Source organism: Stenotrophomonas indicatrix, assembly GCF_050573115.1.
GTDB classification, from domain to species: domain Bacteria; phylum Pseudomonadota; class Gammaproteobacteria; order Xanthomonadales; family Xanthomonadaceae; genus Stenotrophomonas; species Stenotrophomonas lactitubi_A.
In genome coordinates this window covers 535,998-560,215 of sequence record NZ_JBNYZT010000002.1, presented here as the reverse complement: position 1 = coordinate 560,215, position 24,218 = coordinate 535,998, and the positions used below count along the sequence as shown (strand labels likewise).

At 66.2% G+C, this 24,218-nt stretch carries 23 protein-coding genes; 11 read left to right on the top strand and 12 right to left on the bottom strand.

All coding sequences use genetic code 11. The annotated features are described in order from the left end of the window. Positions 1-44 precede the first annotated feature (44 nt). Positions 45-908 (top strand): hypothetical protein, encoded by an 864-nt coding sequence (locus ACQ5SA_RS08495; RefSeq protein WP_230110481.1) that lies wholly within the window; start codon positions 45-47, stop codon positions 906-908. Between the two features lie 129 nt (positions 909-1,037). Next, positions 1,038-1,997, top strand: coding sequence for an acetyl-CoA carboxylase carboxyltransferase subunit alpha (locus tag ACQ5SA_RS08490; RefSeq protein WP_049465344.1), 960 nt, complete (start codon positions 1,038-1,040; stop codon positions 1,995-1,997). A gap of 168 nt (positions 1,998-2,165) precedes the next feature. Here the strand turns inward: ACQ5SA_RS08490 and ACQ5SA_RS08485 are convergent, their stop codons facing one another. After that, positions 2,166-2,621: a CopD family protein gene (locus tag ACQ5SA_RS08485; RefSeq protein WP_025877688.1), complete on the bottom strand. Its 456-nt coding sequence runs from the start codon at positions 2,619-2,621 to the stop codon at positions 2,166-2,168. Between the two features lie 148 nt (positions 2,622-2,769). Here ACQ5SA_RS08485 and ACQ5SA_RS08480 point away from each other — a divergent pair, with 148 nt between their 5' ends. Both ACQ5SA_RS08480 and ACQ5SA_RS08475 read left to right on the top strand, forming a co-directional pair. Next, positions 2,770-3,366, top strand: coding sequence for a class I SAM-dependent DNA methyltransferase (locus ACQ5SA_RS08480; protein ID WP_499313969.1), 597 nt, complete (start codon positions 2,770-2,772; stop codon positions 3,364-3,366). A gap of 86 nt (positions 3,367-3,452) precedes the next feature. Further along, a complete protein-coding gene (locus ACQ5SA_RS08475; protein WP_499313968.1) occupies positions 3,453-4,760 on the top strand; it encodes a polyhydroxyalkanoate depolymerase in 1,308 nt (435 codons plus the stop codon). Positions 4,761-4,901: 141 nt separating this feature from the next. Here ACQ5SA_RS08475 and ACQ5SA_RS08470 read toward each other — a convergent pair whose 3' ends face one another. The 3 genes from ACQ5SA_RS08470 to ACQ5SA_RS08460 all read right to left on the bottom strand — a co-directional run bounded on the left by ACQ5SA_RS08470 (position 4,902) and on the right by ACQ5SA_RS08460 (position 7,817). Next, positions 4,902-5,891: a sensor domain-containing protein gene (locus ACQ5SA_RS08470; protein ID WP_108265807.1), complete on the bottom strand. Its 990-nt coding sequence runs from the start codon at positions 5,889-5,891 to the stop codon at positions 4,902-4,904. Continuing rightward, positions 5,888-6,253 (bottom strand): PadR family transcriptional regulator, encoded by a 366-nt coding sequence (locus ACQ5SA_RS08465; RefSeq protein ID WP_394195771.1) that lies wholly within the window; start codon positions 6,251-6,253, stop codon positions 5,888-5,890. The genes ACQ5SA_RS08470 and ACQ5SA_RS08465 overlap by 4 nt, the downstream gene beginning before the upstream one ends. A 94-nt stretch (positions 6,254-6,347) precedes the next feature. Further along, positions 6,348-7,817, bottom strand: a complete 1,470-nt coding sequence (locus ACQ5SA_RS08460) for a hypothetical protein (RefSeq protein WP_499313967.1) — start codon at positions 7,815-7,817, stop codon at positions 6,348-6,350. Positions 7,818-7,947: 130 nt separating this feature from the next. On the opposite strand from ACQ5SA_RS08460, the gene ACQ5SA_RS08455 reads away from it, so the two are divergent. Next, positions 7,948-8,850: a peptidylprolyl isomerase gene (locus ACQ5SA_RS08455; protein ID WP_442243759.1), complete on the top strand. Its 903-nt coding sequence runs from the start codon at positions 7,948-7,950 to the stop codon at positions 8,848-8,850. A gap of 588 nt (positions 8,851-9,438) precedes the next feature. Here ACQ5SA_RS08455 and ACQ5SA_RS08450 read toward each other — a convergent pair. After that, entirely contained in the window at positions 9,439-10,311 is an 873-nt protein-coding gene (locus ACQ5SA_RS08450; protein ID WP_499313966.1) for a DMT family transporter, read from the bottom strand. A 116-nt stretch (positions 10,312-10,427) separates the two neighbouring features. Here ACQ5SA_RS08450 and ACQ5SA_RS08445 point away from each other — a divergent pair, with 116 nt between their 5' ends. Continuing rightward, entirely contained in the window at positions 10,428-11,372 is a 945-nt protein-coding gene (locus tag ACQ5SA_RS08445; RefSeq protein WP_499313965.1) for a LysR substrate-binding domain-containing protein, read from the top strand. 69 nt (positions 11,373-11,441) lie between these two features. Beyond that, complete coding sequence (locus tag ACQ5SA_RS08440) at positions 11,442-11,735, top strand: hypothetical protein (RefSeq protein WP_108265810.1); 294 nt, start codon at positions 11,442-11,444, stop codon at positions 11,733-11,735. 42 nt (positions 11,736-11,777) lie between these two features. Here the strand turns inward: ACQ5SA_RS08440 and ACQ5SA_RS08435 are convergent, their stop codons facing one another. Continuing rightward, positions 11,778-12,599: a DUF4349 domain-containing protein gene (locus ACQ5SA_RS08435; protein ID WP_499313964.1), complete on the bottom strand. Its 822-nt coding sequence runs from the start codon at positions 12,597-12,599 to the stop codon at positions 11,778-11,780. Further along, entirely contained in the window at positions 12,596-12,952 is a 357-nt protein-coding gene (locus ACQ5SA_RS08430; RefSeq protein ID WP_312785611.1) for a GFA family protein, read from the bottom strand. Before ACQ5SA_RS08430 ends, ACQ5SA_RS08435 begins: the two co-directional genes overlap by 4 nt. A 112-nt stretch (positions 12,953-13,064) precedes the next feature. Between ACQ5SA_RS08430 and ACQ5SA_RS08425 the strand changes: the two genes are divergently transcribed. After that, positions 13,065-14,873, top strand: a complete 1,809-nt coding sequence (locus ACQ5SA_RS08425; protein WP_499313963.1) for a DUF885 domain-containing protein — start codon at positions 13,065-13,067, stop codon at positions 14,871-14,873. A 120-nt stretch (positions 14,874-14,993) separates the two neighbouring features. On the opposite strand, the gene smrA is transcribed toward ACQ5SA_RS08425, so the two are convergent. Beyond that, on the bottom strand, positions 14,994-16,826 hold the full coding sequence (gene smrA, locus ACQ5SA_RS08420; protein WP_499313962.1) for a multidrug efflux ABC transporter SmrA: 1,833 nt from the start codon (positions 16,824-16,826) through the stop codon (positions 14,994-14,996). Positions 16,827-16,984: 158 nt separating this feature from the next. Then, positions 16,985-18,544: a serine hydrolase gene (locus ACQ5SA_RS08415; protein WP_499313961.1), complete on the bottom strand. Its 1,560-nt coding sequence runs from the start codon at positions 18,542-18,544 to the stop codon at positions 16,985-16,987. A 110-nt stretch (positions 18,545-18,654) separates the two neighbouring features. Between ACQ5SA_RS08415 and ACQ5SA_RS08410 the strand changes: the two genes are divergently transcribed. The 3 genes from ACQ5SA_RS08410 to ACQ5SA_RS08400 are packed head-to-tail and all read left to right on the top strand — an operon-like array spanning position 18,655 to position 20,905. Beyond that, positions 18,655-19,098: a VOC family protein gene (locus ACQ5SA_RS08410; RefSeq protein WP_230110495.1), complete on the top strand. Its 444-nt coding sequence runs from the start codon at positions 18,655-18,657 to the stop codon at positions 19,096-19,098. Further along, the gene (locus ACQ5SA_RS08405; protein WP_499313960.1) at positions 19,095-19,910 is read left to right on the top strand and encodes a DUF72 domain-containing protein; all 816 of its coding nucleotides are present in this window, start codon (positions 19,095-19,097) and stop codon (positions 19,908-19,910) included. Before ACQ5SA_RS08410 ends, ACQ5SA_RS08405 begins: the two co-directional genes overlap by 4 nt. A 47-nt stretch (positions 19,911-19,957) precedes the next feature. After that, positions 19,958-20,905, top strand: coding sequence for a DMT family transporter (locus ACQ5SA_RS08400; protein ID WP_099821458.1), 948 nt, complete (start codon positions 19,958-19,960; stop codon positions 20,903-20,905). A 37-nt stretch (positions 20,906-20,942) separates the two neighbouring features. On the opposite strand, the gene ACQ5SA_RS08395 is transcribed toward ACQ5SA_RS08400, so the two are convergent. The 3 genes from ACQ5SA_RS08395 to ACQ5SA_RS08385 all read right to left on the bottom strand — a co-directional run bounded on the left by ACQ5SA_RS08395 (position 20,943) and on the right by ACQ5SA_RS08385 (position 24,213). After that, a complete protein-coding gene (locus ACQ5SA_RS08395; RefSeq protein ID WP_499313959.1) occupies positions 20,943-22,103 on the bottom strand; it encodes an AAA family ATPase in 1,161 nt (386 codons plus the stop codon). 178 nt (positions 22,104-22,281) lie between these two features. Beyond that, positions 22,282-23,352: a sensor domain-containing diguanylate cyclase gene (locus ACQ5SA_RS08390; protein WP_353098523.1), complete on the bottom strand. Its 1,071-nt coding sequence runs from the start codon at positions 23,350-23,352 to the stop codon at positions 22,282-22,284. A gap of 138 nt (positions 23,353-23,490) precedes the next feature. After that, complete coding sequence (locus tag ACQ5SA_RS08385) at positions 23,491-24,213, bottom strand: pseudouridine synthase (RefSeq protein WP_089239781.1); 723 nt, start codon at positions 24,211-24,213, stop codon at positions 23,491-23,493. Positions 24,214-24,218: the final 5 nt, after the last annotated feature.

Genomic DNA, 24,218 nt, shown 5'->3' with positions numbered 1-24,218 from the left:
CGTTCCTGTTTTCCCGCTGCATACGTCAAGGACGATTGCCCGCAATGAAGAACCTGCTGTTGCCGATGGTGGCCGCGCTCGCGCTGGCCGGCTGTTCCTCCAAGGTCGATTTCGAGATCGACAACCCGACCGATGCGCCGCTGGCGATCAGCATCGACGGCAAGGACCTGCCGGTGGCCGCGCACGCGTCGCGTCCGATCAGCCTGGCTGCCGGCGAGCATCACCTGCATACCGACCGCCTGGGCGACGTGCGCTTCATCGTCTACGCCGACGGCCGCGGTGGCCTGATCAACCCGAGCCTCAGCGAGTACGTGACCGCGCGCGAGATCTATGTGACCGGCGAGGACAAGCTGAAGAACTTCGGCGTCAGCGGCCTGGGCATCGAGCTGGGTGGCGTCGAGTTCAAGGGACCGTTCGAAAAGCACCACGGCCTGTTCATCGACAAGACCTGGAACTTCGGCGTGCGCGAGCCGTTCCCCGACGAACAGGTGGTTGCCCACGTCGATTCGACCGGCGGCAGGATCAGCACCAAGATCTTCACCGCGCCGGACTTCATCGCCTATGTCGAGGCCGGCATGGGCGAGCCCGGTGCCTACAAGCGCGAGCAGCCCGCCGGCTACGCGGCGCCCGCCTACACGCTGGAAACGGCGCCTGCGTTGCCCGCGCTGGACCCGGCCTTCGAGGCCCATGCCGGTCCCGTGCGCGACATCTATGCGCGCTGGCTGAAGGCCACCACGGCCAGCGAGCAGAAGGCCCTGCGCAAGGAAGACTTCCAGGCGCAGATGGCCTTCACCCACGCCACCATGACGCTGGGCGCGAAGCTGCCGGTGGCGGCCAACCAGGCCTACAACGACTTCGTGACGATCCGCAGCACCGAAATGGCCCGCAGCGCGCTGGTCCTGCCCTGAACCGGCGGCCGGCGGCCCGACTGGCGCCGCTGGCCCCCACTGCGCTACCGTCGGTTTCCAGACGAAGGCGTACGGGCCGTTCCTGCGCATTCGGCTAGAATTCCCCTCTTCTTTACACGACGGCTTCCGATGAATCCGAACTACCTCGACTTCGAGCAACCCATCGCCGACCTGGAAGCCAAGATCCAGGAACTGCGCAACGCCAGTGCCGGGCCGGCGGTCAATGTCGAGGCCGAAGTGCATGCGCTGCAGGACAAGCTGCGCGTGCGTACCGCACAGATCTTCCGCAACCTGACCTCGTGGCAGGTGCTGCAGCTGGCACGCCACCCGTCGCGCCCGTACACCGCCGACTACATCCGCATCATCTGCGATGAGTTCCAGGAACTGGCCGGCGACCGTGCCTTCGCCGACGACAAGGCGATCATGGGCGGCCTGGCTCGCATCAATGGTCGCTCGGTGATGGTCATCGGCCATCAGAAGGGCCGCGACACCAAGGAAAAGATCAAGCGCAACTTCGGCATGCCCAAGCCGGAGGGCTACCGCAAGGCCCTGCGCCTGATGAAGATGGCCGAGCGTTTCGGCCTGCCGGTGCTGACCCTGATCGATACCGCCGGCGCCTGGCCGGGCATCGATGCCGAGTCGCGCGGCCAGTCCGAAGCGATCGCGCGCAACCTGATCGAGATGGCCGAACTGAAGGTGCCGATCATCTGCACCGTAATCGGTGAAGGCGGCTCCGGCGGCGCGCTGGCGCTGGGCGTGGGCGACCGCACCGTGATGCTGGAATACGCGGTGTACTCGACCATTACCCCGGAAGGCTGCGCCTCGATCCTGTGGAAGGACGCCGGCAAGGCCAAGGATGCTGCCGAGCAGCTGGGCCTGACCGCGCCGCGCCTGAAGGGCCTGGGTCTGGTCGACAAGGTCGTGCGCGAGCCGACCGGCGGCGCCCACCGCAACCCGACGCAGATGGCCAAGCGCCTGAAGGCCGTGCTGCTGAACGAGCTGGAAGCGTTGGATGCGCTGTCCACCCAGGAGCTGCTGGACCAGCGCTACAAGCGCCTGCGCAGCTACGGCACCTACGAAGCAGCGTAAGCCCGGTTCTGCCGGCCGCTGGACAAGCTTGGTAGTGCCGGCCGCTGGCCGGCAACTTGCAACGGATTGCAGAAACGAAAGAGCCGGGCAGATGCCCGGCTCTTTTTGTTCGTACCTCGCACAGCATCCACGCATGGCGTGGATCTACCGGGTGCAGATGACGCCCCCTCAGAACGGCTTGGCCAGCACCAGCCAGACGATCGGAATGAACGCGAGCAACGGAATCTCGTTGATCCAGCGCAGCGCGCGCGAGGACGGCAGCGCCCTGCCCTTGGCCACCCCCTTGAGCAGGCGGCCGATCCAGATGAAGTACGCCAACAGCACCACCACCAGACCCAGCTTGGCATGCAGCCAGCCCGCGCCACCCGGGGCGACCATGGTCGGGAAATCCGGAATCACCTTGTAGCCCAGCCACAGCACCAGGCCGAGCACGAACGCCAGGCCGAACATCGAATGGCCGAAGCGGTAGAGGCGCATGCCCATCAGCTGCAGGCGCTCGACCACCGCCGGCTGCCCCGCCGTCTCTGACAGGTTCACCAGGATGCGCGGCAGGTAGAACACCGTGGCCATCCACGCCACCACGAACACGATGTGGAAGGTCTTGACCCAGTAATAGCTCTGCATGCGCTCGCTCCGGCGGCTGGCGTGGATATTCGCCATTCTCGCATGCGGTGGCGAGGCCACCTCACGTGTAACCGGCGCGACACATCGACGCATGGTGTGCTGCAACGCCGTACGATAGGCGCCGATTTCACGACTGCACCGGACCGCCATGGACAAGACCTACGACGCCGCCTACTTCCAGCGCTGGTACCGCCGCGCCGACATCGGTGGCAGCGCGCGCCTGGGGCGCAAGGTCGCCCTTGCCGTGGCCACGGCCGAGTACTACCTGGAACGACCGATCCGCAGCGTGCTGGACATCGGCTGCGGCGAAGGCGCTTGGCGCGCGCCGCTGCTGAAACTGCGTCCGAAGGTCGAATACCTGGGCTTCGACAGCAGCGAGTACGCTGTGCGTCGCTACGGCCGGACCCGCAACCTGCACCTGGCCGGCTTCGGCGATTTCGCCTGGCTGCGGCCCTGCGCCCCGGTCGACCTGCTGGTCTGTTCGGACGTGATGCACTACGTGCCCAACCGCGAACTGCGTGCAGGCCTGGCCGGCGTCGCCGAACTGACCGCCGGCGTCGCCTTCCTGGAAACGTTCGCCGCCGAAGATGAATTCGAGGGCGACCATGACGGCTTCCAGTCGCGTCCAGCCCGCTGGTACCGGCGCGAGCTGAGCCGCCAAGGCCTGCAGGCGGTCGGTTCCCACCTCTGGCTGGGGCCAGCACTGGCCGATGAAGCGGCCGCGCTGGAGCAGGCGGCCCGCTGAATACGCCCAGTGAGTCTGCTTAACGTCCGGGACAGTCGGATGCGCTATGCTGCGCGGCAACATAAGACCATACATATTCGGTCGGCATGCTCTATCAACTGCACGAACTGACCCGCAACCTGCTCGCCCCCTGGGTGCACCAGGCCCAGGCCAACGCCAAGTTCTTCGCCAACCAGGGACACTGGTGGTCGCAGATGCCCGGTGCTGATCGCCTGGCGGCGGTCAATGAGCTGTTCCATCGCATCGGCAAGGATTACGAGAAGCCCGAATGGGGCATCAACGAAATCGAGGTCGAGGGCGAACGCGTGCCGATTGTCGTGCACGAGGAACTCAGCAAGCCGTTCTGCAAGCTGCTGCGCTTCAAGCGCCACAGCAATGAAGCCGACCAGCTGCACACCATGCTCAACCAGCCGTTCGTGCTGGTGGTGGCGCCGTTGTCCGGCCACCACGCCACGCTGCTGCGCGACACCGTGCGAACGCTGCTGCGCGACCACCGCGTGTATGTGACCGACTGGGTCGACGCGCGCATGGTGCCCGGCAGCGAGGGCGAGTTCGGGCTGGACGACTACATCGCCTACATCCAGGAGTTCATCCGCCATCTTGGCGTCGAGCGCCTGCACGTGGTCAGTGTCTGCCAGCCGACCGTACCGGTGCTGGCCGCGGTTTCATTGATGGCCAGCCGCGGTGAACCGACGCCGCGCACGCTGGTGATGATGGGCGGCCCGATCGATGCGCGCTGCAGCCCGACCGCGGTCAACAACCTGGCAACGCAGAACCCGCTGTCGTGGTTCGAGAACAACGTCATCCACACCGTGCCGGCCAGCTATCCCGGTGCGGGTCGCCGCGTGTATCCCGGCTTCCTGCAGCACGCCGGCTTCCTGTCGATGAATCCCAGCCGCCACTTCAGTTCGCACTGGGATTTCTACACCGACCTGGTGAAGGGCGACCTGGAGGATGCCGACGCGCATCGCAATTTCTACGACGAGTACAACGCCGTGCTGGACATGCCGGCCAAGTACTATCTGGACACCATTTCCGTGGTATTCCAGGACTTCCTGCTGCCGCGTGGCGAGTGGGTGGTCAACGGCGAGAAGGTCGATCCGTCGGCGATCCGCGATACCGCGCTGCTGAGCATCGAAGGCGAACTGGACGATATCGCCGGCCTCGGCCAGACCGAAGCGGCGCAGGCGCTGTGCAGCGGTATTCCGGCAGAACGCCGTGAACATTTCATCGTCGATGGTGCCGGCCACTACGGCATCTTCAGCGGCCGCCGCTGGCGCGAAGTGGTCTACCCGAAGGTGCGTGACTTCTTCGCCGCGCATGCCGAAGCACCGGCAGCGAAGGCCCCGAAGAAGAAGAGCAACGTCACCCCGCTGCGCCGCAAGGCGGGGTAACCCGCCCTGCTTCCGGTAGTGCCGGCCGCTGGCCGGCAGCTTCTGGTAGATGCCAACCTTGGTTGGCGCTCTACCGTGAATCCCGATGTCGGCGGCATCGTGCCAACCAAGTTTGGCACCTACCAGAGCGTGGGCTCCCGCTTACAACCGCACCAGCAGGTTCTTGGCCAGCATGCCGTGCAGCTTGCCGATGCCGCGTGCCAGGTGCATCGTCAGCAGCAGCAACAACACGCCCACCCCTGCAACCACGATGGCCACCAGCGGTGAGGCCGCCATCGGCAGCACGTTCACGTCGTTGATGTAGATGCCGGGGATGTCGCCACTGAAGATCGCCGCCACCGGCGCCCAGATCAAACCCAGCGACAGCGACAGCAGGGTCACCGCGATGGTGAAGTAGATGATGCCCAGCGGCAGCATCAGCACGAAGTACAGCAGGGTCAGCCAGGTGCGGCCATCGGTGAACATGTCACCGATGCGCTGCAGCCAGCTGCGGCTGCGGTCGGTGTACTGCGGCCGACGCGGCATGCGCTCGCCCAGCAGCGCTTCCACCAGCCGCCCCTCCAGCAGTGCCAGTCCACGCACCGAGCCGAAGAACAGCACGGTCAGCGGAACGCCGATGATCAGGATCAGCAGTCCCAGCGACAACGACAGGCCGGTGACCACCCAGGTGAAGAAGAAGATGCCGGTGGCCAGCGACAACAGCATGTAGAACAGCGCGCCGTAGGTGTGCGGATCCGTCACCACGCCGAAGAAGCGCGCCAGCAGCGAACGCTGCACGGGGGCTGCCGGCTGCGCCGCCGGTGCCGCACCGCTGGCCTCGGCCGCTGCACGCAGCACCGGGCCCGTGTCGGCCCGCGGCGTACGCAGCGCGCGGTTCACCGTGAGCTCGGTTTCGCGATAGATCTCGGCCACCTCGTCCGGTGCACCATAGCTGCCGGCGACGTCGGCGATGACCTCGGCTTCGCTGCGGCCGGGTTGCGCTGCCAGTTCAGAGCGCAGGTATTCCTCGGCGTCGTACAGGGCGTCCTGCACCATCGCCGGATCGGCACCGTCCAGTGCCGCACGCAACTGCGCCAGGTACTGCGGAATGGTGCTCGGCAGACTGTTGCCTGCCAGGTTCAGGTCGTTCATTGCGGTATCCCCTCCAACACGGAATCGACGGAATCACGGGTGTCGCGCCAAGCCTGGCGCCATTGCTCCAGCACCTCCCGGCCACGCGCGTTGATGCGGTAGTAGCGGCGCGGCGGCCCGCTGCTGGACGGCTCCACATGGCTCTCCAGCAGGCCCGCGCCTTCGAGGTTGCGCAGCACCGGGTACAGCGCGCTCTGCTTGCCGCTGAGCACGCCCTCGCCCACGCGTTCCAGCTCCTTGGCGATCAGGTAGCCGTACAGCGGCTCCCCGGCGCGGGCCAGCACCGCAAGCAGGGCCAACGAAACCGTGCCGGCGCTGAGCTCCTTCTGGAACTTCTTCAGGTGGACATCGTCTTCGGTCATGACCGACCCTCCACTACGTTGAAGTCAACAGTAGTGCGAAGTTCGGTATAGCGAATGTGTCGTTAGTCACTCTGCCGGTTGGGCACCGGCCGCGTCAGGCTTGGCGGACCGCCTCGGCCAGCCGCTGTGCCATTGCATTGGAGAGGTCGTGCCCACCGTGTTCAAGGCGGGTCAGCAGGGCCTGTCGGCGCGCTGCCGACAGCGGTGAGTAACCCTCGCTCACACGAAGCCAGTTCTCCACCAGGCGCAGATGCCATGCACGTTCGTCATGCCTCTGCGGTACCGCGTCCAGCAGAAGTTCCAGATGCTGCCACAACGGCATGTGGGGCAGCAGCCGCAGCAGCCCGGTCTGAGCCACCGGGGAAGGACCGTCGTGGCAGAACGCCAGCAGCCGGGCGGCGTCCAGTTCGGCTACCCAGTCCGCCTGCGCGTGGGTCAACAGTTCGTGGATGCTTCGCCCCGGCTCCTCCAGCGCAACGCGCAGCAACGCCAGGCCTGCGCCGCCCTCGGCCCGTATCCAGCCTCGTACACAATTCCGCCGGTGGCGCGCCGCCACCCGTGGATACAGCGACCGCAACAGTGCAACGTCCTCAGCGACGGCATGGTCGGCCAGCGCTTCCAGCGCCACGCGCCAGCGCCCCGCTGTCTGCTGTGCCAATGCGTTGCGCCACAGCTCGATGGCTGGCGTTGCGTGGCGCTGCCGCACCAGAAATGCCGCCAGACTGCGGACAGCCCGTGCACGGTCGAACAGTGCATCCTCGACGAACACGTCGATCCCCTCCACCTCATGCGCCACCAACGTACGCAGGGCCGACGCGCGCACTTGGCTGGAGGGAGCCGTCAGCGCGCCCCTGCACTGCTCCAGCACCTGCGATGGGTCGCCCTCATCGAGAAGGTCCTGGAAGGCCATGCGTGCAATGCGCGGATCGCTGTCCCGCAGCGCGCGCGCACGGATCGCCACACGCTCCGGGTGGACATCGAAGGCGATCGCATGGGCGCTCAGCCGCGTACGTGAGTCACGATGGACGAGCAGGCCACCCAGCACTGCCCGCTGCGAGGGCGCCGACAGCCAGCCCTCCAGCGTATCCCTGCGCCAATCGGCATCCACCCGCTGCGCATCCTGCAAGCGAACCGCCAGCGGCCACGCTGCCAGCACGTCGTCGATGCTGCAGCGGGACAGCAGAACTTCCACCACCTGCTGGGCTACAACCCGCACCTCAGGGACCCAGTCATTGCAGCGCAGCAACGCACTGGAAAGCGTCAGACGTCCTGCAAGGGCGTCCATCCGCTGCAGCGCCGCCTGACGCGTGCGACCATTGCCGTCCGCACCGGCGAGAAACAACGCAGCCGCCTGCACTGCAGCTGGTGCCTGCGGATGGGCCTGAAGGCAATCCAGCAGCTCACTGTTCCGCGGCGCCCACCAACTGCGCCGGCGGCCATCGAGATCGACGAGCCTCCGTGGCGACTGCGAATGCAGCCAGCCGGCACCGTCTTCGCCGGGTTCGATATAGCCTTTCAGATAGCCATCGACCACCGCCTGCAGTTCGGCCCCTGGATCCAGCATTGGCATTTCGTGCATCCATGCAAAGGACGCACATCGTGCCGCAGGGGCGGCGCGACAGCCAGTCTGCAGGATTGGCGCAAGAGCAGCGACTCGCGCAGAATCGAGGCCTCGTTCATGCTCCGGGGATCCCATGTCGCACCGCCGCCGTCTTGCCCTGACCACTCTCGCCCTCGCCTTCCTGCTGCCCGCACTCGCCAGCGCGGCCACGCCCTACCGCAGCCCGCAGCAGATCCTCGACGCATCGGCGGCCAGCGACTGGCGCACGCCGGACCCGGCCAACCTGCTGTACATGGACCTGCCGGCCGGACGGGTGATCATCGAACTGGCGCCGCAGTTCGCCCCGCGCCATGTCGGCAACATCCAGACCTTCGCCCATGAGCACTTCTGGGACGGCACCAGCATCTACCGCTCGCAGGACAACTTCGTGGTGCAGTTCGGCGATGCCGACGCCGACGATGCAGCCAAGGCCAAACCGTTCGGCAGCGCGCAGCGCAAGCTGCCGGCCGAATTCGAGCGTGCCGACAGCGGTTTGAAGGTGAGCGTGCTGCCGGATCGCGATGGCTGGGCAGCGCAGACCGGCTTCGTCGATGGCTTCCCGGTCGGTCAGGACCCGCAGGCCGGCAAAGCCTGGCTGGCACACTGCTACGGCATGCTGGGTGCGGGCCGCAGCAACGAGGAAGACAGCAGCATCGGCGCCGAACTGTATGTGGTTACCGGCCAATCGCCGCGCCAGCTGGACCGCAACATCACCCTGGTCGGCCGCGTGCTGAAGGGCATGGAGCTGCTCAGCGCGATCCCGCGTGGACCGGCACCGATGGGCTTCTACACTGACCCGAAGCTGCGCACGCCGATCGTGTCGATCCGTCGCGTCAACGATGTGCCTGCGGCCGAGCGCACACCGATCCAGGTACTGCGTACCGATTCGAAGACCTTCGCCGATACGGTCGAAGCGCGGCGCAATCGCGCGGATGATTTCTACAAGCGCCCGGCCGGGCATATCGACCTGTGCAATATTCCGGTACCGGTGAAGTAACGCCGTCGCGGGTTCTGCGCGTGGCGCGTGCTGAAGGTGCTTCACTGTTCATGGGCGTTACTTTTCTTTGTACGCAAAGAAAAGTAACCAAAAGAAACGTTCCGCCGGCCGCGAGCCGCCGTGCTTCGCACGTCGGTCCCCTGCGCTTCTCGGTCCGCCGAGGGACGGCGCGGGAACTCTCTGCGCTCAGACACCCGCGCCTCTTCGCCCTCGCCGGACCTGCGGTGCTCGGCTCGCTCAAGGCGGACCCAGGTCAAAGGCCACAGCTGCACCCAGTAGATCCACGCCATGCGTGGATGCATTTGCTGTTGATCTTGACCTTTCAGTCCGCCTTGAGCGAGCCGAGCATCGCAGGGGAATCAGGGGCGAAGAGGTCCGATGTCTGAGCGCAGCGAGTTCGGCACCGTCCCCTGATTCGCCGAGAAGCGCAGGGGACCGGCGTGCGAAGCACGGCGGCTCGCGGTGTGGCGGCGTGTTTCTTTGGTTACTTTCTTTGCACGAGCAAAGAAAGTGACACCTCCCCGCAGCCGCGGAAAAGGGCTCGCCGGGCATGGCCCGGCGCTACCGATGCGTGAGCGCCAATGAGCCTCAGCCCTTCTGGCTGACCGCCACGCTGCCCAGAATCAACGCACCCGCAATCAACATCTGCACCGTCACCGCTTCGCCCAGGAACAGCCAGGCAAACGCAGCACCGAACAGCGGAACCAGATAAGTCACCGTTGACGCACGCGACGGGCCGATGCGACCGATCAGGCGATAGAACATCAGGAAGGCGAATCCGGTGCAGACGACGCCCAGCGCGATCGCCGCGCCCCATGCCTTGCCCGGAATCGGCCCCTGCGGCAGATGCGTGAGCGCCATCGGCAACAACCACAATGAGGCGCACGACAACGTGGCCGCGGCGGCCGCGGCCGAAGGCAACCCGGTCATGTGCCCCTTCACCAGGTTCACGCCCAGACCGTACAGCAGGGACGCCGCCGCACCGGCCAGCACCGCAGTACCAATGCTCAGGCCCGAGATCTTGGCCGTGGCCAGCACAACTACGCCGGCAAAGCCGACCAGCAACGCGCCGGCGCGGCGCACACCGATCTTCTCGCCGAAGAACAGGAACGCAATCAACGCGGCGAACAGCACGGTCATCGCATTGCAGATCGCACCGATGGCGGCCGGCGCACGCTCTGCGGCGTAAGCGAACAGCACGAACGGCAACGCCGAATTGACCAGACCGATCGGTGCCAGCCACAGCCAGCGGCGCGGCAGGAACTGCGCGCGGGCGCGCCACAGGAACGGCAGCAGCACCAGTGCGCCCAGCACCAGCCGCACCTCGACCAGCGCGAACGGGCCGAACGAGGGCACCGCCACCCGCATGAACAGGAACGAGCAGCCCCAGATCGCGCCGAGCAGGGTCAGTTCCAGCGGTGTGCGCCAATCACGTTCGGTCGCCTGGGGTATCGCATTCATGTGCTGTGTCCGTCCGTCATCGTGCAGCAGGTCTGGCCACACAGGATCGGACGCAGACGCCCGCCGCACAAGCGCGTAGTATCGCTGCCAGCCACAAATATGGTTTGAGGCTGGACATGCTGCTACGCCCTTCCCTGCTTCCTGCGCTGGCCGTTTTCGCAGTCGCCGCGCGCCATCAGAACTTCGCCCAGGCGGCGCAGGAACTGCATCTGACCGCCAGCGCGGTCAGCCACCATGTCCGCCGCCTGGAAGAGGTGCTGGCCACACGCCTGTTCCTGCGCCATGCGCGCGGGGTGCGGCTGACGGCCGAAGGCCGGCAGTTGGCCGACGCCGCCAGCGCCGCGTTTACCGATGTCGCTGCCGTCGCCCACCATCTGCAGCCGGACGCGGACAGCGTGCCGCTGCGGATCGCTACGCTGCGCTCATTGTCGTATTGCTGGCTGCTGCCACGGCTACCGCGTTTCACCCAGGCCCATCCACACATCCGCATCGAACTGCACACCGGCAGTGGCCTCGACCGTTACGACGAAAACGGCCCGGAAGTCGGCATCCGTTATGGGCTGGGCCAGTGGCCCGGACTGCACGCGCAGCACCTGATGGACGATAACCTCTTTCCCGTAGCATCCCCGGCATTGCCCGGTGTCGAAGCACTGCAAGACCCGGCACGCATCGCCGAATTGCCGCTGCTCAGTGATCTGTCACCACAGGGGTGGCGCGACTGGTTCCGCCATGCCGGCGTGCGCCCGCCGTCGCCGTTGCCGGCGATGCACACCTTCGCCGACAGTACCGACGCGATGCGCGCAGCGGTGTATGGCATGGGCGCGGTGCTTGCACGCACCCACGTCGCCCAGCCGTACCTGCAGCGCTATGAGCTGGTGCGCCTGCCAGGGCCTGCGCTGAAGGCGCGTTATGCCTACTACGTGGTGCATGCCGAAGGGCGGCCGCCCAGCCCCGCTGCGCGGCTGTTCATCGACTGGTTGCTGGGCCAGGCGCAGGACGAACGTACGCCGGTTCCTGCATTGCCGGACAGTCTGCTGGGGCGCCCGAGCACACCCGGCTGACTGCGCCCTCACCCCGTCTTTGCCCGCCGCTGGCTAGGCTGCGAACGAACCCCACAACGTGCTTCCGCCATGGCCCTGCTGCGACTGCGAATTACCGGAACCGAGGACGATACCCGCGCGATCAGCGACCTGCTGCTCGGCCTGGAAGGCATCGAACACGTCGAAGAGACCGACGACCTGATGCCGCACATGGACGACGATGACTCCAGCTCGGCCGGGCTGTCCGACGACATCGGCCCGGGTACCCACGAACTGGAAGTGGAAGTGGGCAACGAAAGCACCGCGCAGAAGGTGCGCGATGCGGTGCAGGAACTTGCGCTGGAACTGGATGTGTTCGTCGAATACGAAACCGACGAAGGCTGATCCGCAGGAGTGTCGGCCAGCGGCCGGCACTCCCTGCGCCGGTCAGACCGCAGGCGGCAGCTTGCGACGGCGACGACGGATCAGCGCGCGGACGATCCAGGCCATTACCAGCGCCACCACGCCCACCGGCAGCAGAGCGGCCGCTGCACGGATCAGGAATGCCACGCTGGTGCTGAGAATGCTGCCCGACTCGCTCAGTGCTTCGCCGATCTCGCTGCGGCTGCGCTGGCCCGAGGTGGTGTCGAAATGCATCGTCACCAGTTGGGTATCGATGCGCCTGCGCTGTTGTGCGGCGTCCTTTGTGGCCTGCTCCACACCCGCCTCGATCTCCGACAGGCGCGTGGTGATCGCCATCAGATCCTCGATCTTCAGGTCGCCCCGGTCCTGATAGGACAGCAGGCGCGCGTGCTCCTTCTCCAGCCGTGCCTTGGTCAGCGCGGTGTCGGCCACCTGCTGCGCCAGGTCCTCGGCACGCGTGTTGCGCGCCTGCAGCTTGCCACCTTCGCCGGCCAGGCCAATCAGCGATTCCACGCCCTTCGGCGCGATGCGTACCTTGACCTCGCCACTGGGCTGTTCGCCACTGCGCTGATCCACCTGCAGCACCGCGCACTCGCCGAACTTCGCGTTCTGGCAGGCCTGTGCGACCTGCTGGATGCGCGGCGCGATCTGCGCCGCTTCAAGCTGCACCTGCACATCGTGCTCATAGGCCAGGAAAGCGCCTTCCGGCGAAGCGACAGCGGCATCGGCATCGGCAGCGACTGCACCGGCCTCCTGCGCTCGCTCACCATTCTTCGCACAGGCCGCCAGCGCCAGCAGCAATGCCGGCACGATCACCACACGCGTCCACACGCGAGGCGCCGTCATCGCGAGGCTCCGTCGAACGAGGTGATCGACAATCCAGCCAGCTCGACCTGTGGCAGGCAGCGTACGTTGATCGCCACCATCGGCAGACCACTGCGCGGGTCCACTGCTTCGCTGTACGGCGCGGTGCCGCACGCGCGGCAGTGATGGTGATCGATGTTGTGGGTGTTGAACTTGTAGGTCGCCACGTCGCCAATGTCGGTGCCCAGCTGGAACGCCTCGCGCGGGGCGAACCAGAGCAGGCTGCCGCGGCGGCGGCACATCGAGCAGTTGCAGTCGATGACGTCCTTGATGGGCGCATCAGCCTGCACGGTGAATGCGATCCTGCCGCAATGGCAGCTTCCCTGGTATTCCATGTCCTGCGCTCCGCTGGAGGGTCCTTGTGTGCGCCCATGGTAATCCTATGGCACGGGGACAAAGCAGCTCCGGGGGCCTATGCTCGCGGATTGACCCCGTACAGGAATGCCGATGCGCCCGCATCTTCTTGCCCTCGCCCTCGTCGCCGCCCTCGCCGGTTGCCAGCCGGCCGATGCCCCGACCAACGGTTCCACCCCGGCCGCCAGCCAGCAGGCTGCTGATGCGGCGGTCGATGCCGCCTTCGCCGACCTGTCCAAGCGTGCCCTGGACACCTGGATGCAGCTGTCCCCGGTCAGCGCCACCCAGATCGGCGACCACCGCTATGACAGCGAGATCGACGACCTGAGCGCGGCCGGCCAGCAGAAGACCGTGGACGCCTACAAGGGCCTGCTGGGCGAGCTGGACAAGATCGAGGTGGCCAAGCTGGGCCGCGAGAACCAGGTGGATGCCGCGATCCTGCGCAACCAGCTGCAGTCGGAAATCTGGAATGCCGAGGTGATGCAGTCCGGCAAGTGGGACCCGCAGCTGTACAACGGCATTGCCGGCAGCGCGATCTACGGCCTGATGGCGCGCGAGTTCGCACCACTTCCCGATCGCCTGAAGTCGGCCACCGCGCGCATGGAAAAGCTGCCGGCGATCTTCGCCCAGGCCCGCGAGAACCTGGATCCGGCACGCGTGCCGAAGATCCATGCCGAGACCGTTGCCAAGCAGAACAAGGGCATCCTCAGCATCGTCGATACCTTCATCACCCCGCACATCGGCGAGTTGCCGCAGGCTGACCAGCAGCGCCTGCAGGCCGCCATCGACGGTCTGAAGAAGGCCGTGGACGAGCAGCAGACCTGGCTGGACAAGACCCTGGTGCCGAACGCAAAGGGTGACTTCCGCATCGGTGCGGAAAAGTACGACCAGAAGCTGAAGTTCGCGCTGAATTCCTCGCTGTCGCGGCAGGAGATCGGTGAGCGTGCACGCGCCGAACTGAAGCGCGTGCGCGAGGACATGTACGGCATTGCGCAGACCGTGCTGAAGGACAAGCCGGGCGCACCGGAAATGCCGGCGCAGCCGACCGACGAGCAGCAGCAGAAGGCAATCGAGGCCGCGCTGGAGCTGGCCTACGCCGACAAGCCGGCGCGCGACAAGGTGGTCGACGATGCCAAGGCCGCACTGGAGCAGTCCACCGCGTTCGTGCGCGAGCACGACCTGATGACCCTGCCCGACGCGCCGGTGGACATCATCCTGATGCCGGAATTCCAGCGTGGCGTAGCCGTGGCCTACTGCGATTCACCGGGCCCGCTGGACAAGAACCTGAAGACCTTCTACGCCGTCTCGCCGATTCCGGACGACTGGAACGACAAACAGGTTGACTCGTTCCTGCGTGAGTACAACTCGCGCATGATCCACCTGCTGAGCATCCACGAAGGCACCCCGGGCCACTACCTGGAAGGCTGGCATTCGGCCAAGTTCCCCTCCACCCTGCGTGCCGTGCTGCGTTCGGGCCTGTTCGCCGAAGGCTGGGCGGTCTACACCGAGCGCATGATGCAGGAGCAGGGTTACCTCAACAACGATCCGCTGTTCCACCTGGTGCAGCTGAAGTTCTACCTGCGCACGATCTCCAACGCGATCCTCGACCAGGGCGTGCACGTGGACAACTGGGATCGCGAGAAGGCAATGCACCTGATGACCCACGACGCCTTCCAGCAGGAAAGCGAAGCCTCGGGCAAGTGGGTGCGTGCGCAGCTGACCTCGGCGCAGCTGCCGACCTACTTCGTCGGTGCACAGGAACACTTCGACACCCGCAAGGCGATGCAGGACAAGCTGGGTGACAAGTTCAACCTGAAGGCCTACCACGACCAGATGTTGTCCTACGGCGCACCGCCGGTGCGCTTCGCACGCCAGCTGATGCTGGACCAGCCGATCGAGTGATGGATCGGCTGTGAGTTGAATGAAAACGGCCCGGGTCTCCCCGGGCCGTTTTCATCTGTGTTGTACGGCATCCACGCGTGGCGTGGATCTACTGTTGCTCATCCATCGTCCGGGCGGCGGTCATTGCTCGGCGGCGACAAAACCACCGGTCTGCCGCGCCCACAAGCGCGCGTACAGGCCACCAGCATCGATCAGTTCGGCATGGGTACCGGTCTCGACGATGCGGCCCTGGTCCATCACCACCAGCCGGTCCATGCGCGCGATGGTCGACAGGCGGTGCGCGATCGCGATCACCGTCTTGCCGCCCATCAGTTCGTCCAGGTTGTCCTGGATCGCCGCTTCCACTTCCGAGTCCAGCGCCGAGGTGGCCTCGTCCAGCACCAGGATCGGCGCATCCTTCAACAGCACGCGGGCAATCGCGATGCGCTGGCGCTGGCCACCGGACAGCTTCACGCCACGCTCGCCGACATGCGCGTCGTAGCCGCGACGCCCTTCGCCGTCGACCAGCGTATCGATGAACGCCTCCGCGCGTGCCTTGGCCACCGCCGCGCGCAACTGCTCGTCGCTTGCATCGGGACGGCCGTACAGCAGGTTGTCGCGGATCGAACGGTGCAGCAGCGAGGTGTCCTGGGTAACCACGCCGATCTGCTGGCGCAGGCTTTCCTGGGTGACGTAGGCGATGTCCTGGTCATCGATCAGGATGCGTCCGCTTTCCAGGTCGTACAGCCGCAGCAGCACGTTCACCAGCGTCGACTTGCCAGCCCCGGACGGGCCGACCAGGCCGATCTTCTCGCCGGGCTTCACCACCAGCTCCAGGCCAGCAATCACGCCACCTTTCTTGCCGTAGTGGAAATGGACATCCTGGAAGTGCACGCCGCCACGGGTCACCTGCAGCGGCACCGCATCCTCGCGGTCCTGCACGGTCAGCGGCTGGGCGATGGTGGTGATGCCATCCTGCACGGTGCCGATGTCCTCGAAGATGCCGTTGATGGTCCACATGATCCAGCCGGACATGTTGTGGATGCGGATCACCAGGCCGGTCGCCAGGGTGATCGCGCCGACAGTAATGTGTCCGCCGTTCCACAGCCACAGCGCCAGGCCGCAGGTACCGGCAATCAGGAAACCGTTGACGATGGCGATGGTCAGGTCCATGCCGGTGGTGATCCGGGTCTGCGCACGGTGCTTGACCGCCAGTTCCTGGATCGACTCGGCCACATAGGCCTGTTCGCGACCACCATGGGCGAACAGCTTCAGCGTGGGAATGTTGGTGTAGCCATCGACGATGCGTCCCATCGCCTTGGACCGCGCCTCGGAGGCGATCCAGGCCCGGTGCTTCGCCCGCGGCACAAACACCACCATGATCACCACGTAGGCCAGAAGCCACAGGATCAGTGGCACCATCAGCCGCCAGTCGGCCTGCGCGAACAGGAACAGCGCGGTGCCGGTGTAGACCACGATGTACCACAGCGAATCGACCATCTGCACCGCCGACTCGCGCAGCGAGGTACCGGTCTGCATCACCCGGTTGGCCATGCTGCCGGCGAAGTCGTTCTGGAAGAAACTCAGGCTCTGCCGCACCACGTAGTTGTGCATCAACCAGCGCGAGCGATTGCTCAGGCCCGGCACGATGGCCTGGTTGACCAGCAGGTTGTGCAGGCCGACCAGGATCGGGCGCGCGATGACGGTGATGAACAGCATCCAGCCGAGGGTATCGGCGTGGCGCTGGAAGAAACCCGCGCCCGGCTGCTCGGCAACCATGTCGACGATGCGGCCGAGGAAATCGAACATCGCCACTTCCACCAGCGCCAGCAGCAGGCCGGCGATCAGGGTGGCCAGCAGCACCGGCCACACCGGCCGCAGGTAGTGCAGGTAGAACGGCACCACGGTGCGCGGCGGCATGCGCCCGTCAATGGGCGGAAACACCGGAATCAGGGATTCAAACCAACGGAACATCGCATTCCCTCGCCATCGATAGCCGGCGGAGTATCCCACGCCGCGTGTGTACGCCGGCCGACGATCACCACCGGTTCCGGTAGTGCCGGCCGCTGGCCGGCAACCACGCGATGTTTCCGGGGTTCATGAGGTTGCCGGCCAGCGGCCGGCACTACCCTCTACTTCACCGGGGTGAACAGCAGATCCTGGAAATCGAAGCTGAAATCGGTCAGGTCGGAGATCGGTTGCATGCGCACTTCGCGCACCTTTCCATCCGGGTCCAGGCTGAAATTCACGAAAGCATCGGCATTGAGCGAGCGATCGTCCCAGCGCACGATGAAGGTGTCGTGCTGCCAGTGTTCCAGGCGGCCGCTCAGCTGTGCCGTCTTGGCAAAGCGCAACCGCAGGTCCTTGCCCTCCGCGCGGATGACCATGTCGCCATACCAGCGGTCGCGGTAGGTGGCCGCATACCCGGCCAGCGGCAACGAGGGCCTGCTGCCCTTGTCACGCTCCGCCTGGTGCTTGGCCCACGCTTCGTCGGCCTTGTCCTGGCCCTTGGCCACGCCCTTGGCATAGGCATCCACCCAGTCGTGCTTTTCACCGCCCAGGTAGGCATCGAGCACGCTCAGCGTGATCGCGTTGAATGCCGCACCCACTTCCTGGTTGGTCAGCACCACCACGCCCAGCTTCTCGCCCGGCACCAGGGTCAGCCGCGAAACCATGCCCGGCCAGCCACCGGTGTGCCAGACCAGCTTCTGGCCGCGATAGTCGCTCAGGCTCCAGCCCTCGCCATAGCCGGCGAAGTTGGCCCGCGCCGGCGCCAGCTCCGGCACGCTTGGTGCCGGAATCGTCTGCGGCGTGATCATCTGCCACATCTGCTGCTGGCTCTTGGCAGTGAACAGCGGCGAGCCATCGGCCAGCTTGCCTTCGGCCAGCTGCACCTGCATCCAGCGCGCCATGTCGTGGGCACTGGAATAGATGCCACCGGCACCGGCGTTGTTCGACCAGGTCAACGGTGCAACGGTACGCAGATCCTTGAAATCGTACTTGGCGTGGCCCACCGCAGCGTTGTCGCCGGCCTTGAGGTGATCGGCGTTGTAACGCGTGCCGGCCATACCGACTTTGTCGAAGATGCGCGTCTGCAGGAACTGCTGGTAGCTCATGCCCGAGACGTGCTCGATCACCTGCTGGGCGACCGCATACAGGATGTTGTCGTAGGCATAGCGCTCGCGGAAACCACCTTTCAGCGGCACCTGGCCAAGGCGCTGCACGACTTCGGCATTGCTGTAGGAGGTGGTCGGCCAGAACAGCAGGTCGCCCGCGCCCAGGCTCAGGCCACTGCGATGCGAAAGCAGGTCGCGGATCGTCATCTGCCCGGTCACGAACGGATCGGACATGCGGAACGATGGCAGGTGATCGATCACCTTGTCGTCCATCTTCAGCTTGCCGTCCTCGGCCAGCAGATTCAGCGAGGTGGCAGTGAAGGCCTTGGTGTTGGAGGCGATGGCGAACAGGGTGTCGGCCTCGACCGGCGCCGGCTTGCCCAGTTCACGCACGCCCCAACCACGTTCAAGTACCACCTGCCCGTCCTTGACCACGGCCACGGCGATACCGGGCACGTCGAACTGCGCGCGCACGCGCTCGACGGTCGCATCCAGGTCCTGCAGCTGCTGCGGCGTCGCCGCATTGGCCATGGTCGTGCACGCAAGCAGCACGGCTCCTCCGATCCAGGTTTTCATCCAGCACCATCTCCGAACAGGGGTAGCGGCCATGTGCAGGCCGTCACCGGGATTTCGCGCGATGGTAACGGTCGCGGGTGCAGCCTGCCCTGTGCCATAGGAGGGGTGTCATGGGTGCGAACGGCCAGAGCAGCAACGGCTCCACCATCATTCCGTGCCTGCGCTACCGCGATGCGCTGGCCGCCATCGACTGGCTGCAGCGCGCGTTCGGTTTCCACGCGCAGGCCGTGTATGCCGACGGCGACACGGTGCACCACGCACAGCTGGTGTTCGGCCACGGCATGATCATGCTGGGATCTGCCAGCAACAGCGGCGAATGGGCCAAGCTGGCGGTGATGCCCGATGAGGTTGGCGGCCGGCAGACCCAGAGCGCCTGCGTGATCGTCACCGACGCCGACGCCCACTACGCACGCGCCAAGGCCGCCGGTGCGCGCATCGTCATCGACATCGCCGACCAGCCGTACGGTGGCCGTGGCTATGCCTGCGCCGATCCGGAAGGCTACCTGTGGTGGTTCGGCAGCTACGATCCGTGGCGGGCGGAACACACGCAATGACGGCACGGCAAGCATCTGCGGCGCCGGTGCGCTGCGGCATCGGCGGCTGGGTGTACCCGCAGTGGCGTGGCGGCGCCTTCTATCCGCCAGAGCTGATCCAGCGCGAAGAGCTGGCCTACGCCAGTCACGCGCTGCGCTGCATCGAAATCAACGGCACTTTCTACCGCACCCCAACAGCAGCCCAGTGTGCGCAATGGGCAGCGCAGACACCGGACGGTTTCCGCTTCTCGATGAAAGCGCCGCGCCATCTGGTGCAGCGGCGTGATCTGTCGTCCACGATCGAGGCCGCTGGATCGTTCCTGCAGGCAGCCATCGCGCTCGGCGACCGGCTCGGCCCGTTGCTCTGGCAGTTCGACCCGCAGCACCCGGCCGATGCCGAGGCGCTGGATGCCTTCATGGCACAGCTGCCACAGCAGCTGGATGGAACGGTGTTGCAGCATGCGCTGGAGGTGCGCAACGCCAGCGTCCATGGGCCGGAACTGGTTGAAGCGGCGCGCCGGCATGGCGTGGCCCTGGTGATCGAGGACAGCGACGAGTCACCGTTGCACGGCGACATCACCGCAGACTTTGTCTACGCACGCATCAAGCGCAGCCAGGCCAGGCTGACCGAAGGTCTTCCCCTGCCGATGCAGCAGCGCTGGGCCGGTCGCGCGCAGTGCTGGGCCCGAGGCGAGATAGTGGACGACCTGCCTTGCCTGGCCCCATCGGCCCCTGCCGCGCCGCGCGAGGTCTACCTGCTGTGCATCGGCGCCGGCAAGGCACGCAACCCAGCGGCGGCCATGGCGCTGCAACGGCTCATCGACGGCGACTGAATGTCTGCAGATGGGCGTCGCGCGCGGCCTTGCCTCACAATATGGCGATGAGCACACCCGACACCCGCAAAGCGCTTTGGCAGATCCACTTCTGTGTCCTGCTGTGGGGCGTCACCGCCATCCTCGGCAAGTTGATCACCCTGCCCGCGCTGCCGCTGGTGTGGTGGCGGATGCTGCTGGTGGTGGCGATGCTGGCACTGCTGCCGCGGGTCTGGCGCGGGCTGCGTACGTTGCCGCTGCGGCTGGTCGCCGGCTATGCCGGCATCGGCGCGCTGGTCGCGCTGCATTGGCTGACGTTCTATGGCGCGGTGAAGCTGGCCAATGCCTCGGTTGCCGCCACCTGCATCGCCTTGGCACCGGTGTTCACTTCGATCATCGAACCATGGGTGGCCAAACGCCCTTTCCAGATGCGCGAGCTGGCCTTCGGCCTGGCCGTGCTGCCCGGTGTGGCGCTGGTGGTGGGCGGTGTGCCCGACGGCATGCGCCTGGGCGTGTTGATCGGCGCGCTCTCGGCGTTGCTGGTGGCGGTGTTTGGCTCGCTCAACAAACGCATGGTCAGCCATGCCGATCCGTTGACGGTCACCGCGCTGGAGCTGGGCGCCGGCACGATCACTTTGACCCTGCTGGCACCGCTGATGCCGTACCTGCTGCCAGCGCTGGCCAGCCCGTTGTGGATCGTTCCCGATCTGCACGACGGCATCCTGCTGCTGGTGCTGGCCGGTGTCTGCACGCTGCTGCCGTTCGCCCTGGCCCTGGTTGCGCTGCGCCACCTCAGCGCCTACACCGTGCAGCTGGTCACCAACCTGGAACCGGTCTACGCCGTGTTGCTGGCCGTGGTGCTGCTGCGCGAACAGCATGAAGTCACCCCGTGGTTCTACCTGGGCGTTGCGATCATCGTCGGTGCCGTGTTCCTGCATCCGCTGCTCAACCGCCGCAAGCGCGTGCAGCATCCGGAAATCCTCGGCACCTCCGAAGCGCGCAACATCGCCGATTGAGTTCGTCCGCGCAGCGTAGATCTACCCGGCAACGGTCTCAGCGCTGCGGCCAATGCCAGGCCGGTGCATCCAGCAGGCCTTGCCCGCTCAGCAGCGTCCGCCCATGCTCCTTGTACAGGTGCATCGAATGGCATTGCGGTGCCTGCTCCAGCGCGGCGATCAAGCGCGTGGCATGCGAAACGACCCAGACCTGGCTGCGCGCACTGGCGGCGATGATCAGGCGCGCCAGCGCCGGCAGCAGATCCGGATGCAGGCTGGTCTCCGGTTCGTTGAGCACCAGCAGCGGCGGCGGCCGAGGCGTGTGCAGCGCCGCTGCCAGCAACAGGAAACGCAACGTGCCGTCGGACAGTTCGGCCATCGACAGTGGCCGCAGCAGACCGGGCTGGTGGAAACGCAGCGCGAGCCGGCCATCCAGTTCCTCGAAGCTGACCGTCGCCCCCGGGAACGCATCCTCTACACTGCGCGCCAGCGCCTGCGGATCGCCGATTTCCATGATCGTCACCCAGGCGGCGGCGAGGTCGCGGCCGTCGTGGTGCAACACCGGCGTACGGGTCGCCATCGCCGGTTGTCGCGCCGGCGCATCGGCATCGCTGCGGAAGTGGTCGTAGAAGCGCCAACGACGGATGTACTCGCGCAAGGTGATGGCTTCCGGCATGCGCTGCGGATCGCCCACCTGGGTGAACAGGCTGTCGAACAGCGAAAGCCGGTCGTCCACCAGGTCCCAGCCGCGCGCGTGCCGCTGCCGCACCAGCGCACCGCGGCGGTCGACCAGCAGATTGGCGCTGCGCAGGAACGGGCCCGCCCAGATTGATTCGGCCTTGATCTGCGGATCCAGCGCAAAGGCTGATCGACTCGGCGGCGGATAGCCGAGGTCGATGGCGTAGCCGAATTCGTCGGTGGCAAAGCCCAGCTTGAGCCCCACCGATTCCTGCCGCGACCCGCCCTGCAACGGGATCTCGCCGGCCAGCACGCGGCGGTCGATTTTTTCCGGACCGGCCCACAGCGCCGAACCCAATCCGCCCTCCCGGGCGAGCACCGCTGCGACACCGCCTTGCGCGGTTTCCGCCAGCAGCCGCAGTGCGCGGTAAAGACTGGACTTGCCACTGCCGTTGTCGCCGGTGACGACGTTGAGCCGCTGCATCGGCAGCACCAGCCCGTGCAGTGATCGGTAGTTGGCGATGGCCAGGGTCTGCAGCATGGTCGACGTCCTTGCAGTGAGACGTTGAGGGTGCCGTACGGGTATCGCAGTGGCCGCGACTGCATGGAAACGTCCGGCCATCCACGCATGGCGTGGATCTACTGGTGCATCCAGCCGTAGCGCGGATCTACGGGTGCATCCACGGCATGGCGGGGGTCCGCCGCAGCCGCCCGGGCGGTCAGGGCGCCACTTCCACCCGGTTGCGGCCGGCGCCCTTGGCCCGGTACAGCGCGGCATCGGCACGGGCCAGGGTCTGCTCGGAGGTTTCACCGGGCCGGTGCTGCGCCACGCCGATGCTGATCGTCACCGGGAAGCCCAGAGGCAGATTGGACACCGCCACGCGCAGGAACTCGCATTGCAGCTCGGCGGTGCGCAGATCCACGTCCGGCATCAGTGCGACGAATTCCTCACCGCCGTAGCGTGCGGCCATGCCGCGCCCGGCGAAGTGCGAGCGCAGCAGCGCCCCCAGTTCGGCCAGCACCCGGTCGCCGGTCGCATGGCCCTGGAAATCATTGATGTGCTTGAAATGGTCGATGTCCACCAGTGCCACGCAGGGCTGCCGCGCCTGCCCATCGACGGCGGCCACGGCTTCACCCAGCGCTGCCGCCAACGCGCGCCGATTGGGCAGGCCGGTCAGCGCGTCGGTCCGGCTCTGTTCGGCCAGATCCGCGTTCTGTGCCAGCAGCACGTCGTGGTAGTCCGACAGCAGCCGCTCGTAGTCGTCGCGCTCGAGCATGTGCTTCTGGATGTCCAGCGCGAAGCGGCGCAGTTCCATCACCAGCATCACCTGCCGCGACAGCGCGGCCAGCGCCTCGGCCTTGTCGCTTGCCAGGTGCTGCGGGCGCGCATCGAACACGCACAGCGTACCCAACGGCAGGCCGTCACTGCTGATCAGCGGTGCACCGGCGTAGAAGCGTACGTGCGGGTCGCCGGTCACCACCGGGTTGTCGTGGAAGCGCACGTCCTGCAGCGCGTCCTCGACCACCATGATCTCCTGCGGCTGCAGGATGGCATGGCCGCACATCGATTCACTGCGCAGGTTCTCGGCCGCATCGATGCCCTGTATCGACTTGAACCATTGCCGCTCGACGTCGATGAGGGTCACGGCCGCCATCGTCGTGCCACATACCGCCTTGGCGATGGCCACCAGATCATCGAAGGAGCGTTCGCGTTCGGAATCGAGGATCCGGTAGCGATACAGCGCCTCCAGGCGCAGCGCTTCGTTGGCGGGCTTGTCGGGCTTGATCATGCAGCGTCACGTTCCGGCAGGTCGCCGCAAAGTCTAGCTGATGCAGGCCCGCAGTCTGCATTCTGGTAGTGCCGGCCGCTGGCCGGCAACCGTACAGCGCCATGGTGCCGGCCAGCGGCCGGCACTACCTGCAGTTCGTTACCAGTCCTGTTGCTGCGGCAACAGCCCGTGCAGCTCCTGCTCGGTCAGGTTGCGCCACTGCCCCGGCTTCAGTGCACCGATCTTGATGTTGTCGATGCGTACGCGGCGCAGCTGGGTCACGCGGTAGCCGAACTCGGCTGCCATCAGCCGGATCTGCCGGTTCAGGCCCTGCTGCAGGATGATGCGGAAGCCGAACTTGGCGATCCGCGAGGTCTTGCACGGCAGCGTCATCTGGTCATGGATGCGCACGCCGCGGGCCATGGCGCGCAGGAATTCGTCGGTGACCGGCTTGTTCACCGCCACCAGGTATTCCTTCTGGTGGCCGTTTTCGGCGCGCAGGATCTGGTTGACGATGTCGCCGTTGCTGGTCATCAGGATCAGGCCTTCCGATTCCTTGTCCAGGCGGCCAATCGGGAAGATGCGCTGTTCATGGCCGACGAATTCGACGATGTTGCCCTTCACCGTGCTTTCGGTGGTGCAGGTCACGCCCACCGGCTTGTTCAGCACGATGTACACGTGGCGGCGGGCGCCCGGCTTGCGGGCAGTGCGCACGCGCAACGGCTGGCCGTCGACCAGCACCTTGTCATCCTCGCCGACCACCGCGCCGGTGCCGGCGGCATGGCCATTGACGGTGACCCGGCGGGCGGCGATCAGGCGATCGGCCTCGCGACGGGAGCAGAAGCCGGTGTCGGCGATATATTTGTTGAGTCGGCTGGTCATCGCCC